This window comes from Stenotrophomonas sp. YJH_SMC_122 (assembly GCF_059369535.1).
Genome location: NZ_JCAFST010000004.1, coordinates 41649 through 54385 on the forward strand (window position 1 = coordinate 41649; position 12737 = coordinate 54385).

Below are 12737 nucleotides of genomic sequence, written 5' to 3' on the forward strand. Positions count from 1 at the left end.
TTGAATTCATCCACGCATCGCGTGGATCTACGGTCAGCGCAGTTTTGCCAGCGCCTGGCCCAGCTGCACCGGATGCTCGGCATCCAGATGCGGTGCGAACTCGGCCACGCCCGGCGGCAGCAGCACCACCACGGTCGAGCCGTAATTGAAGCGTGCCATCTCGGCGAAACGCTCCAGCTTGATGCCCTGGCCGCGGTAGTCCTTGCGGGTGATGCGGTCGCCGTAGGCCGGGATCTCCTCGCCGCTCCACACGGTTTCCACGCCGGACACCAGCAGCGCGCCGACCATCACGCTGGCCATCGGGCCGAAGCTGGTGTCGAAGTGGCAAACCAGACGCTCGTTGCGTGCGAACAGGCGCGGTACGCCGTTGACGGCTGCGGGACCGACACTGAACAGGCGTCCTGGCACGTGCACGGTTTCACGCAGGGTGCCGGTCCACGGCATGTGCACGCGATGGTAGTCGCGCGGCGACAGGTACACGGTGGCGTACAGGCCATCGTTGTAAGGCTTGGCATCCTCGGCGCTGCCCAGCAGTTCGGCGGCAGTGAACGACTGGCCCTTGGCCTGGAAGATGCGGCCGGCCTCGATCCTGCCGAGCTGGCTGATCCTGCCGTCGGCCGGCATCACCAGGCTGCGCGGATCGGCGTCGGCCACGCGGGCGCCCGGCTTCAACGCGCGGGTGAAGAACTGGTTGAAGGTCGCATAGCTGCGCGGGTCCGGGTTGGCCGCTTCGTCCAGGTTGACGTTGAACTTGCGGGTGACGGTGTCGATCAGCCAGCGCGACACGCGCGGATCGTCCGAGTACGCCAGCGAGCGTGCCATCGAGGACAGCAGGCGATGGGGCAGGGCGTACGTCAGGGCGGTGGTGAGGCTCATGGGGCGGTTTTCTCGGTCAGCTTGTGCAGGTCGCGGGCGATCGCCGGCGCGTTGAACGGAGGGCGCACCAGGCCGGCAAGGCGGCCCTGCGGGTCGAGCACGGCCAGGCTGGCCGAATGCTCGACGGTGTAATCCTCGGCGTTCTCGTCGAAATGCTTGCCCGGCACTTTCTGGAACACGAAGCCCAGCGAGGTGGCGAAGCGCTCGAGCGAGGGGATATCGGCGGTGGCAGCCAGGGTGTCCTTGTGGAAGCCGTGCACGTACTCGCCGAGGCGGGTGGCGCTGTCGCGGTCCGGGTCGACCGAGATGAACAGCACGCGTGGGCGCAGGCTGTCGGGCAGGGCTTCCCACTGGTTCTGCGCGCCGGCCAGCTCGGCCAGGGTGGTCGGGCAGACGTCCGGGCAGAAGGTGAAGCCCAGGAACACCAGGGTCCAGTGGCCCTTCAGCTCGCCCGGGATCAGGCGGGTGCCGTCGGACTGGGCCAGGTTGAAGTCGGGCAGTTCACGCGGCTGCGGGTACAGGGTGATCGCTTCGGTGGCCGGGGCGTTGGCCGGCGGCTTCGGCGCGAACACCTGCTGGGCGGCGAGCAGGCCGAGCCCCGCGGCCAGGGCGATCAGCAGGATGATGCCGGCGTTGCGATTGAACATGGGGGCTCCCGCGCGAAATGGGCTCCATCATACCGGCTGCGGCCCGATCGTTTCCGCCGCAACGGATGCCGCCGCGGGCGCCAGCCCCTATAATCGGGGGCCACTTTGCCCGCAGTACCGCCATGACCGCTGAAACGGCCGCCGAACTCCATACGATCATCGATCTGATCCGCTACGGCACCAGCCGTTTCAACGAAGCCGGGCTGACCTTCGGGCACAGCTACGACAATGCGCTGGACGAGGCCACCCAGCTGGTGCTGCACAGCCTGCACCTGCCGCACGACCTCGGTCCGGCCTACGGCCAGGCACGCCTGCTGCAGGCCGAAAAGTTGCGCGTGCTGGAGCTGTTCCAGCGTCGCATCGATGAACGCATCCCGGCCGCCTACCTGACCGGTGAGGCCTGGTTCGCCGGCCTGAGCTTCAAGAGCGACGCGCGCGCGCTGGTGCCGCGCTCGCCGATCGCCGAACTGATCGAATGCGGCTTCGAGCCGTGGCTGGCCGGCCGCGATGTCAGCCGTGCGCTGGACCTTTGCACCGGTTCGGGCTGCATCGCCATCGCCATGGGCCACTACTACCCGAACTGGGAAGTGGACGGCGTCGACCTGAGTGACGACGCACTGTCGCTGGCCGAGGAGAACAAGGAGCGCCTGCAGGCGCACAACGTCACCCTGATCAAGTCGGACCTGTTCAATGGCCTGACCGGCCGCCACTACGACCTGATCGTCACCAACCCGCCGTACGTCACCAACGACGAGACTGATGCCCTGCCGCAGGAATATTCCTACGAGCCGGAAATGGGCCTGCGTGCCGGTGATGATGGCCTGGACCTGGTGTTGAAGATCCTGCGCGACGCCCCGCTGCACCTGAGCGAAGACGGTCTGCTGATCTGTGAAGTGGGTGAGTCCGAACAGCATCTGGTCAAGCTGCTGCCGGAAGTCGATTTTTCCTGGATCGAATTCAAGGTCGGCCAGATGGGCATCTTCGCGGTCGAATGCCGCGAGCTGATCGCCCACAGCGCACGCATCACCGAACTGGCGGCGCAGCGCCCGTGAGCTCCAATTCGTTCGGCAAGCTGTTCACCGTCACCACGTTCGGCGAGTCGCACGGGCCGGCCATCGGCTGCGTGATCGATGGCTGCCCTCCGGGGCTGGCGCTGGACGCGGCCGAATTCGCCCACGACCTGCAGCGCCGTGCGACCGGCAAGAGCCGGCACACTTCCGCGCGTCGCGAGGCCGACGAGGTCGAGATCCTGTCCGGCGTATACGAGGGCCTGACCACCGGCACCCCGATCGCGCTGCTGATCCGCAACACCGACCAGCGCAGCAAGGACTACGCCAACATCGGCCAGCAGTTCCGCCCGGGCCATGCCGACTACAGTTACTGGCACAAGTACGGCATCCGCGATCCGCGCGGTGGTGGCCGTTCCTCGGCACGCGAGACCACCATGCGCGTGGCCGCTGGCGTGGTCGCCAAGAAGTGGCTGGCCGAGCGTTTCGGCGTCACCGTGCGTGGCTACCTGTCGCAGCTGGGCGACATCACCCCGGCCGGTTTCGACTGGTCGGCGGTGGAAGACAATCCGTTCTTCTGGCCGCACGCCGCACAGGTGCCGGAACTCGAGGCGTACATGGATGCGCTGCGCAAGTCCGGTGATTCGGTCGGTGCGCGCGTGGACGTGGTCGCCGACAGCGTGCCGCCGGGCTGGGGTGAGCCGATCTACGGCAAGCTTGATGGCGAACTGGCCGCTGCGCTGATGAGCATCAATGCGGTGAAGGGCGTGGAGATCGGCGACGGTTTCGCCAGCGCCGCGCAGAAGGGCACTGAACACCGCGACCTGCTGACCCCGCAGGGCTTCGCCAGCAACCATGCCGGCGGCATCCTCGGTGGCATCTCCACCGGCCAGCCGGTCGTTGCGTCGATCGCCCTGAAGCCGACTTCCAGCCTGCGCCTGCCGGGCCCGTCGCTGGATACGGCCGGCAACGTGGTCGAGGTGATCACCACCGGACGCCACGATCCCTGCGTCGGCATCCGCGCCACGCCCATCGCCGAGGCGATGGTGGCGCTGGTGCTGATGGACCAGGCGCTGCGCCATCGCGCGCAGTGCGGCGATGTCGGCACGATCACCCCGCGCATTCCCGGGCAGATCGATGGCTGACACGCGGCCGACCGTGTGGGTGAGCCAGCCGCTGATCGAGGCGGCCATCGCGCCGCTGCGCGATCGCGTGCAGTTGCGCAGCACCGACACCGTCACCGCCTGGTCGCCGGACCAGATCGCCGCACAGCTGGCCAGCGCCGACGGCGCGATCATCACCCTCAACGAGCGCATCGGTGCGGCCCAGGTGGCGGCGGCCACGCAGCTGCAGGTGATCGCCAACGTCGGCGTCGGCTACAACAACCTGGATGTCGACGCGCTCAGCGCGGCCGGCATCCTGGCCAGCAACACGCCGGACGTGCTGAGCGAAACCACCGCCGATTTCGGTTTTGCCCTGATGATGGCAACCGCGCGCCGGATCACCGAGTCCGAGCGCTGGCTGCGTGAAGGGCAGTGGCAGCAGTGGTCGTTCCAGACCATGCTGGGCGCGGATGTCCATGGCAGCACGCTGGGCATCCTTGGCATGGGCCGCATCGGCCAGGGCATCGCCCGCCGCGGCGCGCACGGTTTCGGCATGAAGGTGCTGTACCACAACCGTTCACGGTTGTCGGCCGATACCGAGGCGTCGCTCAGCGCGACCTACGTGGACCTGGATACACTGCTGGCACAGTCCGACCATCTGGTCACGGTGCTGCCCTACACGCCGGCCTCGCATCACATCATCGATGCGGCTGCGCTGGCGAAGATGAAGCCGACGGCAACCCTGGTGAACATCGCCCGCGGCGGCGTCGTCGACGAACTGGCGCTGGCCGACGCACTGGCCAACGGCCACCTGGCGGCCGCCGGCCTGGATGTGTACGAGGGCGAGCCGACGGTGCGCCCGGAGCTGCTGGCGCTGCGCAACGTGGTGCTCACTCCGCATATCGGCAGCGCCTCGCTGGCCACGCGCACGGCGATGGTACAGCTGGCCGTGGATAATCTGGCTGCCGGGCTCGGCCTGGACAGCGGCCCGTCGCGGATGCCGAGCGCGATCAACGCTGACGCGGCGATGGCCGCGCGCGTGACGCTGGGCAAAAAAACCGGGAAACGATAGGGAACCTCCGCGCGCCCCGCTTGAGGAGGTTCCCCGAACCCAGCTGTCGTGCGTGATTTCCCCCATTCCCGTTTTCGTGAGAGTTCCCCATGAGCAATGCACAGCGCAGTTTCCACGTCGCCGTCGTCGGTGCCACCGGCGCCGTTGGCGAGACCATGTTGTCGATCCTGGCCGAGCGTGATTTCCCGGTCGGCACCCTGAGCGTCCTCGCCTCCGAGCGTTCGGCCGGCGGCGAGATCGAATTCAACGGCCAGAAGATCAAGGTCCAGGACCTGGCCACCTTCGATCCGACCGGTGTCGAGATCGCGCTGTTCTCGGCTGGCGGCAGCGTGTCCAAGGAATACGCACCGAAGTTCGCCGCCGCCGGTGCGGTGGTGATCGACAACTCCTCGGCCTTCCGTTACGACGATGACGTGCCGCTGGTGGTGTCCGAGGTCAACCCGGAGCAGGTCGCCAACCGTCCGCGCGGCATCATCGCCAACCCGAACTGCTCGACCATGCAGATGCTGGTGGCGCTGGCGCCGCTGCACCGCAAGTACGGTATCGAACGCATCAATGTGTCCACCTACCAGTCGGTGTCCGGCGGTGGCCGCTCGGCGATGGAGGAACTGGGCAAGCAGACCGGCCAGCTGCTCAGCTTCCAGGAGATCGATCCGCAGCGCTTCCCGGTGCAGATCGCCTTCAACCTGATCCCGCACATCGATGACTTCCAGGACAATGGCTTCACCAAGGAAGAGATGAAGCTGATCTGGGAAACCCGCAAGATCCTGGGTGACGACAGCATCCTGGTGAACCCGACCGCGGTGCGCGTGCCGGTGTTCTACGGCCACTCCGAGTCGGTGGCGATCGAGACGCGCGACAAGGTCACCGTCGCTGAAGCGCGCGCGCTGCTGGAGCAGTCGCCGGGCATCGAAGTGGTGGATCGTCACGAGGCCGGTGGTTATCCGACTCCGGTTACCCATGCTTCGGGGACCGATGCGGTGTATGTCGGCCGTATCCGCGAGGACCTGTCGCACCCGCGTGGCCTGAACCTGTGGATCGTGTCGGACAACGTGCGCAAGGGCGCTGCCCTGAACGCCGTGCAGCTGGCCGAGCTGGTCGCCGCCGAACAGCGCTGATCACAGCGGTTGCCTCACCGGTAGTGCCGGCCGTTGGCCGGCATTGCCGTGATGGGGGCGTGCGTGTCTGCCGGCCAGTGGCCGGCACTACCGAAGGTCCCCCCTCGGTGGGTGCGGACCCCGGTCCGCACGCTTTATAGTGTCGCCCATGAATAAACGGGCCAGGGGCGCAAAGCGCCCGCTCCTCTATCTTTCCACCGCGCTGCTGGCCCTGGCCAGCAGTTCGGCGCTTGCCCTGGGCTTGGGTGACATCCGTGTCCTGTCCAAGCCGGGCCAGCCCCTGCTGGCCGAAATCCCGGTAGTCTCGGCCGATCCGTCCGAACTGGAGAACCTGCGCGTCGCGCTGGCCTCTGCGGTCACCTTCGAACGCGTCGGCCTGCAGCGGCCGGCCGGGCTGGTCAGCGAGCTGCAGTTCGAACTGACCCGCAATGCGCAGGGCAGGGCGGTGGTGCGGGTGACCTCCCAGACGCCGGTCGAAACCCCGTCGCTGAGCTTCCTGATCGAGGCCGACTGGGGCCAGGGCCGCCTGGTGCGCGAATACTCGGCACTGGTTGATGCGCCCTCCAGCGCACTGGCGGTGGCCGAACCGGAAATCGTCGCGCCGGCTGGTACCCTCTCCAACACCATCGTCCGTGACGCTGCACCGGCACCTGCACCGGCCGCTGCGGAGAGCGCAAGCACACCTGCGCCGTCCGCTGCGGCAGCGCCGGCACCTGCATCGGCTCGCCCGCGTGCAGGGGCTGCACCCGCTGCCGCGCAGGCAGCCGATGGCAGCGTCATCGTCCAGCGTGGGCAGACCCTGTCGCAGATCGCCAGCGCGGTGGCCCGCGGCAACCAGGTCAGCCGCGACCGCGCGATGATCGCCCTGCTGCGGGCCAACCCCGAGGCCTTCATCCGCGGCAACGTCAACCTGCTCAAGCAAGGCGCCGTACTGCGCATGCCCGACAGCGATGCACTGGCGGCGGTCGATGCCGCCGAGGCCGCAGCGCTGGTGCGCGAGCACGCCGCGCAGTGGCGGCAGGCGCGCACCGTGCCGCAACCGGCGGGTACCGTCGCCCCGGCGGCCGCGGCGGCAACCACGAACGCTTCTTCCCCGGCCGCGGCCAATGGGGCACGACTTGAAATCGCCCCGGCACTGGCTTCCGACGCCGCGCGCGCGGGCACAACCACCGGCACTGGAGCCGGCAGCGAGGGTGACATGCTGGGCAATGAACAACTGCGCCAGGCACGCGAGGACATCGCGACCCGCGATGCCGAGATTGGCGAGCTGAAGCAGCGCGTGGCCGACCTGGAAAAACTCAAGGAACAGCAGCAGTCGCTGATCGCGATGAAGGATAACGACCTGGCCGCCGCGCAGCAGCGCCTGGCGCAGGCACCGGATACCCGCGATGCGGCAACGCCGTGGTACTGGCTGGGGCTGCCGGTGCTGCTGCTGGCGGCCGGTGCAGCCTGGCTGCTGCGTCGTCGCAAGCCGTCGCCGCTGCCGCCGCTGCGGGAAGAAGACGATGCCGCCGGCCTGGCCGCTGCGGTACCGGCGGGCGCGGCGCTGGATACGCTGGCCGAGCAGTCCTCGTGGTCGTCGGTGGTGCCCGAAGCGGGCCGCCAGGAGCCGGCGATGCCGGCTTGGGCGAGCGAAACCGGGGGGCAGGATGACGTGGTTGCCGAACCGGTCGCCGACGTCGCCGCCCAGGCTGACTGGCAGGCGCAGACGCTGCGCGATGACGAAGTGGTGGAGCTGCCCGAGGCAGTGACCGACCTGCCGCGCTGGGACGAGCCGGTGACCACGCAGGAGGATCCCGCGCCGGCCGCCGCCGTGCAGGATGAGCCGCTCGCGCAGGCGGCCCCTGGTGAGGTGGCAGTACCGGACTACGCGCTGCACGCCGAACAGCAGCCGCAGTTCCGCGGCGTGTTCGACCTGCCGGCCGAGCACCATGACGGCGAGGCTTCAGGCGCGGCGCCGCACGACGCGCTGGCCGCCGCGGCGCATGAAGACGGTACTGCGGCACCGGCCAGCGATGCCGGCTGGGCGCCGCGCGCCGGGCAGGAGCGCCTTGAGCTGGCCATCGCCTACCTCGACCTGGGCGATGCCCAGACCGCGCGGACGTTGCTGCAGGAAGTGGCCGAGGGCGGGGACCTGCACTGCCAGGCCCAGGCCCGCGAACTGCTGGCCCGCCTGCCGTGATCGACCCTGCCGACAAGGATCCCGCCATGAGCCGCGAGCGCCGCATCGACTACGTTGAATTCGCTTCCACGGATCCTGCAGCCAGCCGCGCCTTCTTCGAGAAGGCGTTCGGCTGGTCGTTCGTCGACTATGGCAGCGACTACACCGCGTTCGACGACGGCCGCCTGCAGGGCGGCTTCTTCCGCGGCCAGCCGCTGCGTGCCAGCGATGCCGGTGCGCCGCTGCTGGTGCTGTACGCTGACCAGCTGGCACCGATCGAAGCGGCGGTGCTTGACGCTGGCGGTGAGATCGTGCGGCCGGTGTTTTCCTTCCCCGGCGGCAGCCGTTTCCAGTTCGTCGAGCCCGGTGGCAACGAACTGGCGGTCTGGTCCGAGCGCGATCCGGCCTGAGCGCCGCCCCTCCCGCAACATCTGAGGTAGCACATGCGTTACGCGCTTGGCGTCGAGTACGACGGCAGCGATTTCAGGGGCTGGCAGAACCTCGGCGAGGGCGGCCCCAGCGTGCAGGCCAGCCTTGAGCAGGCCCTGTCGTCGGTGGCCGATTCGCCGCTGCAGGTGGTCTGTGCCGGCCGCACCGATGCCGGCGTGCACGGCCAGTGCCAGGTCGTGCATTTCGATACCGACGTGGTGCGCGATCCGCGCGCCTGGATGCTGGGCACTACCACCCGCCTGCCGCGCTCGATCGCAGTGCGCTGGTGCGTGCCGGTGGCCGAGGATTTCCACGCGCGTTTCTCCGCGCGCGCACGCCGCTACCGCTACCGCCTGCTCAACCGCGAAGTGCGGCCCGCGCTGGACCGGCAGACCTTGAGCTGGGAGCGCCGCGCACTGGACGAGACCCTGATGCACGCCGCCGGCCAGGCCCTGCTCGGCGAGAACGACTTCAGCGCGTTCCGTTCGGTGCAGTGCCAGGCGCTGCACGCCCGGCGTGAGCTGCAGTCACTGCAGGTCAGCCGCCAGGGCGAGGTGATCGAGGTCGCCGTGCAGGGCAATGCATTCCTTCATCACATGGTCCGCAATATCGTCGGATCGCTGATCCTGGTGGGCAGTGGCGAGAAGCCGGTGGAATGGATCGCCGAACTGCTGGCCGGGCGCGATCGCACCGTAGCCGGTCCCACCGCACCGCCGCAGGGCCTGGTGTTCCTTGGGCCCCTGTACCCCGACAACTGGCACCTGCCCGCCGAGGTCACGCTATGAGCCGCTCCTACTACCGCACACGCATCAAGTTCTGTGGCATGACTCGGGCCGGCGACGTCCGCCTGGCCGGTGAACTGGGCGTGGACGCGGTGGGCTTCATCTTTGCCCGCGAAAGCAGCCGCCGGGTTGCCCCGGCCGAGGCGCGCGCGATGCGCCAGGCGATCGCGCCGATGGTCGACGTAGTGGCGCTGTTCCGCAACAACAGCAAGGAAGAAGTGCGCGAGGTGCTGCGCACGGTACGGCCGACCCTGCTGCAGTTCCACGGGGAGGAAGACGAGAGCTTCTGCCGCAGCTTCAACATGCCCTACCTGAAGGCGATCGCGATGGGGGGGCGTGAAGAAATCAACGCCCGCACCCTGCAGCTGCGCTATCCCAGCGCCGCCGGCTTCCTGTTCGACAGCCATGCCCCGGGCGGCGGCGGCGGTACCGGCGTGGCCTTCGACTGGGGCCGCATTCCGACCGGCCTGCACCGGCCGTTCCTGCTGGCCGGTGGCCTGAATCCGGAAAACGTCTACGACGCCGTGCTGGCCACCCTGCCGTGGGGCGTGGATGTCTCCAGCGGCATCGAACTGGAGCCGGGCATCAAGGATGGCTACAGGATGCGCACCTTTGTCGAAGAAGTGCGTCGTGCCGATTGCGCGGTTCTGGAGTGATTGGCGTCACTATCTGCCGTGATTTGGACCTGGATTTGAGCCTGCACGCATTCTTCACATAGGATGGACCCAAGCGCGCCTGCCATGAGGGCCGGCGCGGGGATCGACGGGGCGCGTCCGGCGCGTCCCGAACGGGCGGCCGCCGCCCACAGCCCAGGAAGGCAAGCGATGCAGGAGTTCCTCACCGTCGTGTTCGGTTTCCCGACCCTGCCGTACAGCATCGTGCTGGCGGTGGCGGTGCTGTATTGGGCACTGGCGGCCTTCGGCCTGGTCGACGACGGGTTTGGCGATGCCGGCGCCGATGGGGCGCTGCATGGCGACCCACATGATCTGCAGGGACTGTCCGCGCTGCTGGCGCGCTGGGGCCTGGGTGGGGTTCCCCTCATGCTTGTGGTGACGCTGCTGGGCTTCTTCGCCTGGATCGTTACCTATTTCGTCCATCTGTTCGTGCTGTTGCCGCTGCCGGACCTGCTGCGCTGGGCGATCGGTGCGGTCGTGGCCCTTCTGGCACCGTTGCCGGCGGTGCCGTTCACCGCACTGCTGCTGCGCCCCGTCCGCAGGTTCCTGCTGCGCCTGCGCCCGGTGGCGCAGGCCTCGCTGCTGGGGCGTACCGGCGTGGTTGCCTCGCCGAAGGTGGATGCCCGCAGCGGTCACGCCACCTTCGACGATGGCGGCGCCGGACTGGTGCTGCAGGTGCGCAGCGAGATCGAACTGCAGCGTGGCGAGCGCATCGTGCTGATCGAACACGTGGCTGATCAACACCATTACCGGGTGGTCCGCGCCGACGCGGTCGCCCTCGACTTCCAGGACAACCTGCTTCCGGGCAACAAGGAGAATCACTGATGACGTTGGCAACCATGGCCCCCTTCCTGATCGGCGTAGCCGTGCTGCTGGTCGCACTGCTCGGCCTGGCCGGCCTGTTCAAGGCCTTCTACCGCAAGGTCGACCAGGGCGTGGCCCTGATCGTCAACGACATGAGCTCCACGCCCAAGGTGCACTTCACCGGTGCGCTGATCATCCCGGTGCTGTACCGCGCCGAGCTGATGCGGATCAGCCTGATCACGCTGCAGATCGACCGCCGCGGCAAGGAAGGCCTGATCTGCCGCGACAACATGCGTGCCGATATCGCAGTGGCGTTCTACCTGCGGGTCAACGAGACCCAGGCCGATGTGCTGCGCGTGGCCAAGGCCATCGGTGCCGACCGTGCATCGGACAAGCATGCCGTCGACGAGCTGTTCAACGCCAAGTTCTCCGAAGCGCTGAAGACGGTCGGCAAGAAGTTCGACTTCACCGAACTGTTCGAGAAGCGCCAGGAGTTCCGCGACGAGATCATCGCGGTGATCGGCAATGATCTGAACGGCTACGTTCTCGAGGACGTGGCGATCGACTATCTGGAGCAGACCCCGAAATCGCTGCTGGACCAGTTCAACATTCTCGATGCGCAGGGCATCCGCAAGATCACCGAATTGACCGCCGCGCAGAACGTGGTGACCAACGAGCTGGAGCAGAACGAGAAGCTCGCCATCACCAAGAAGAACGTGGAAGCGCGCGAGGCGCTGCTGGCCCTGGAACGCCAGCAGGCCGAAGCCGAAGCACGGCAGAAGCGCGAGATCGAGACCATCCGCGCACGCGAGGAGGCCGAGACCGCCAAGGTGCAGGAGGAGCAGCGCCAGTTGTCCGAGAACGCCCGCATCGAAGCGCAGCAGCTGATCGAGATCCGCGACCAGAACCGCCTGCGCGAAGTGGAAGTGGCCGAGCAGAACCGCCAGCGTGCCGTCGCCATCGAGGCCGAGCGCGTGGAGCGCGCACGCCAGCTGGAGCAGGTCACCACCGATCGTGAAGTGCAGCTGCAGGGCGTGGAGCGTGACAAGGTGGTCGAGCAGGGCAAGATGGACGTGGCCAACATCACCCGTGAACGCATCTCCATCGACAAGACCGTGGCGCAGGAAGAGGAGCGCATCAAGGAAGTGCGCGAAGTCTCCGAGGCCGACCGCCAGAAGCAGGTGCTGATCCTGGAAGCCGAGGCCAAGGCGCAGGAAGCGCTGGTGCGCGAAGTCAAGGAAGCGCAAGCGCGCGAAACCGCTTCAAAGCATCGCGCGGTGGAACTGACCACGCTGGCCCAGGCCGAGCACGAAGCGGCCGGCAAGCAGGCCGAAGCCAAGCGCCTGTTGGCCGACGCGCTGCGCGCCGAACAGGCAGCGCCGGGCCTGGCCGAAGCGCAGGTGCGTGAAGCCTCGGCGCTGGCCATCGAGAAGGTCGGCATCGCCGAGGCCCGCGTGATCGAAGCCAAGGCCGAAGCCAGCCTGAAGCAGGGCAGCAACGAAGCCCGCGTGCTGGCCGAGACCCTGCAGGCGCAGGCGCAGGGTGAGGAAAAGATGGGCCTGGCCCGTGCCAGCGCCACCGAGTCGCTGGGCAATGCCGAAGCCGGGGTGGTGCAGAAGAAGCTGCTGGCCGAGGCCGAGGGCCTGGTGCGCAAGTTCGAAGCCATCGCCTCGCTGAGTGACCAGGCACGTGGCCATGAAGAGTTCCGCATGATGCTGGACAACAGCCTGAAGCAGGCGCTGGCCTCGATCGAAGCCGGCAAGGAGGTCTCGCGCGAGAACGCCAATGTCATCGCCAGCGCGCTGCGCAACGCCGATATCGACCTGGTCGGTGGCGACGGCGGCATGTTCGAGAACCTGGTCAAGGCGGTGTCGCTGGGCAAGTCGATCGAAGGCTTCGCCGGCAAGAGCCCGATCGTGCAGGAGCTGATGCAGCGCTACCTGGGCGTGGCCGTGGCCGAACCGGCACCGCGCCAGATCGCCGAGGATGCCGACGCGGTACCGACCGTGTCGGCGACCGTGGTCGACAGCGCCCGTTGATGCATCGGGCGATGGCCGCCGCGGC

12 protein-coding genes are annotated in these 12737 nt (G+C 68.0%); 10 read left to right on the forward strand and 2 right to left on the reverse strand.

Annotated features, from left to right (window positions below; genetic code table 11):
• Positions 1-33: 33 nt before the first annotated feature.
• Positions 34-876 (reverse strand): archaetidylserine decarboxylase, encoded by an 843-nt coding sequence (asd, locus tag AC5P66_RS07020; RefSeq protein WP_134709029.1) that lies wholly within the window; start codon positions 874-876, stop codon positions 34-36.
• Positions 873-1523, reverse strand: a complete 651-nt coding sequence (locus tag AC5P66_RS07025; protein WP_049440828.1) for an SCO family protein — start codon at positions 1521-1523, stop codon at positions 873-875. The genes asd and AC5P66_RS07025 overlap by 4 nt, the downstream gene beginning before the upstream one ends.
• Before the next feature lie 122 nt (positions 1524-1645).
• Between AC5P66_RS07025 and prmB the strand changes: the two genes are divergently transcribed.
• The 10 genes from prmB to AC5P66_RS07075 all read left to right on the forward strand — a co-directional run bounded on the left by prmB (position 1646) and on the right by AC5P66_RS07075 (position 12712).
• The gene (gene prmB / locus AC5P66_RS07030) at positions 1646-2575 is read left to right on the forward strand and encodes a 50S ribosomal protein L3 N(5)-glutamine methyltransferase (RefSeq protein ID WP_049414727.1); all 930 of its coding nucleotides are present in this window, start codon (positions 1646-1648) and stop codon (positions 2573-2575) included.
• Entirely contained in the window at positions 2572-3675 is a 1104-nt protein-coding gene (gene aroC / locus AC5P66_RS07035; protein ID WP_262222756.1) for a chorismate synthase, read from the forward strand. The genes prmB and aroC overlap by 4 nt, the downstream gene beginning before the upstream one ends.
• Positions 3668-4705 carry a 2-hydroxyacid dehydrogenase gene (locus AC5P66_RS07040; protein ID WP_111096889.1) on the forward strand — a complete coding sequence of 346 codons (1038 nt, stop codon included), beginning with the start codon at positions 3668-3670 and terminating at the stop codon, positions 4703-4705. The genes aroC and AC5P66_RS07040 overlap by 8 nt, the downstream gene beginning before the upstream one ends.
• Before the next feature lie 89 nt (positions 4706-4794).
• The gene (locus AC5P66_RS07045) at positions 4795-5823 is read left to right on the forward strand and encodes an aspartate-semialdehyde dehydrogenase (protein WP_049414722.1); all 1029 of its coding nucleotides are present in this window, start codon (positions 4795-4797) and stop codon (positions 5821-5823) included.
• A 148-nt stretch (positions 5824-5971) separates the two neighbouring features.
• Positions 5972-8005 carry a FimV/HubP family polar landmark protein gene (locus AC5P66_RS07050; RefSeq protein ID WP_111096890.1) on the forward strand — a complete coding sequence of 678 codons (2034 nt, stop codon included), beginning with the start codon at positions 5972-5974 and terminating at the stop codon, positions 8003-8005.
• 26 nt (positions 8006-8031) lie between these two features.
• The gene (locus AC5P66_RS07055; protein ID WP_049414720.1) at positions 8032-8394 is read left to right on the forward strand and encodes a VOC family protein; all 363 of its coding nucleotides are present in this window, start codon (positions 8032-8034) and stop codon (positions 8392-8394) included.
• A 33-nt stretch (positions 8395-8427) separates the two neighbouring features.
• Positions 8428-9198, forward strand: a complete 771-nt coding sequence (truA, locus tag AC5P66_RS07060; RefSeq protein WP_049414719.1) for a tRNA pseudouridine(38-40) synthase TruA — start codon at positions 8428-8430, stop codon at positions 9196-9198.
• Positions 9195-9851 carry a phosphoribosylanthranilate isomerase gene (locus tag AC5P66_RS07065; RefSeq protein ID WP_049414718.1) on the forward strand — a complete coding sequence of 219 codons (657 nt, stop codon included), beginning with the start codon at positions 9195-9197 and terminating at the stop codon, positions 9849-9851. The genes truA and AC5P66_RS07065 overlap by 4 nt, the downstream gene beginning before the upstream one ends.
• A 168-nt stretch (positions 9852-10019) precedes the next feature.
• Entirely contained in the window at positions 10020-10694 is a 675-nt protein-coding gene (locus tag AC5P66_RS07070; protein ID WP_049414716.1) for a DUF1449 family protein, read from the forward strand.
• On the forward strand, positions 10694-12712 hold the full coding sequence (locus tag AC5P66_RS07075; RefSeq protein ID WP_049440817.1) for a flotillin family protein: 2019 nt from the start codon (positions 10694-10696) through the stop codon (positions 12710-12712). The genes AC5P66_RS07070 and AC5P66_RS07075 overlap by 1 nt, the downstream gene beginning before the upstream one ends.
• The last annotated feature ends 25 nt before the right edge of the window (positions 12713-12737 follow it).

Bases quoted from the DNA above. Each gene is read 5' to 3' on its own strand.
- asd (WP_134709029.1), bottom strand. From the start codon at position 876: ATGAGCCTCACCACCGCCCTGACGTACGCCCTGCCCCATCGCCTGCTG.
- AC5P66_RS07025 (WP_049440828.1), bottom strand. From the start codon at position 1,523: ATGTTCAATCGCAACGCCGGCATCATCCTGCTGATCGCCCTGGCCGCG.
- prmB (WP_049414727.1), top strand. From the start codon at position 1,646: ATGACCGCTGAAACGGCCGCCGAACTCCATACGATCATCGATCTGATC.
- AC5P66_RS07040 (WP_111096889.1), top strand. From the start codon at position 3,668: ATGGCTGACACGCGGCCGACCGTGTGGGTGAGCCAGCCGCTGATCGAG.
- AC5P66_RS07045 (WP_049414722.1), top strand. From the start codon at position 4,795: ATGAGCAATGCACAGCGCAGTTTCCACGTCGCCGTCGTCGGTGCCACC.
- AC5P66_RS07050 (WP_111096890.1), top strand. From the start codon at position 5,972: ATGAATAAACGGGCCAGGGGCGCAAAGCGCCCGCTCCTCTATCTTTCC.
- AC5P66_RS07055 (WP_049414720.1), top strand. From the start codon at position 8,032: ATGAGCCGCGAGCGCCGCATCGACTACGTTGAATTCGCTTCCACGGAT.
- truA (WP_049414719.1), top strand. From the start codon at position 8,428: ATGCGTTACGCGCTTGGCGTCGAGTACGACGGCAGCGATTTCAGGGGC.
- AC5P66_RS07065 (WP_049414718.1), top strand. From the start codon at position 9,195: ATGAGCCGCTCCTACTACCGCACACGCATCAAGTTCTGTGGCATGACT.
- AC5P66_RS07070 (WP_049414716.1), top strand. From the start codon at position 10,020: ATGCAGGAGTTCCTCACCGTCGTGTTCGGTTTCCCGACCCTGCCGTAC.
- AC5P66_RS07075 (WP_049440817.1), top strand. From the start codon at position 10,694: ATGACGTTGGCAACCATGGCCCCCTTCCTGATCGGCGTAGCCGTGCTG.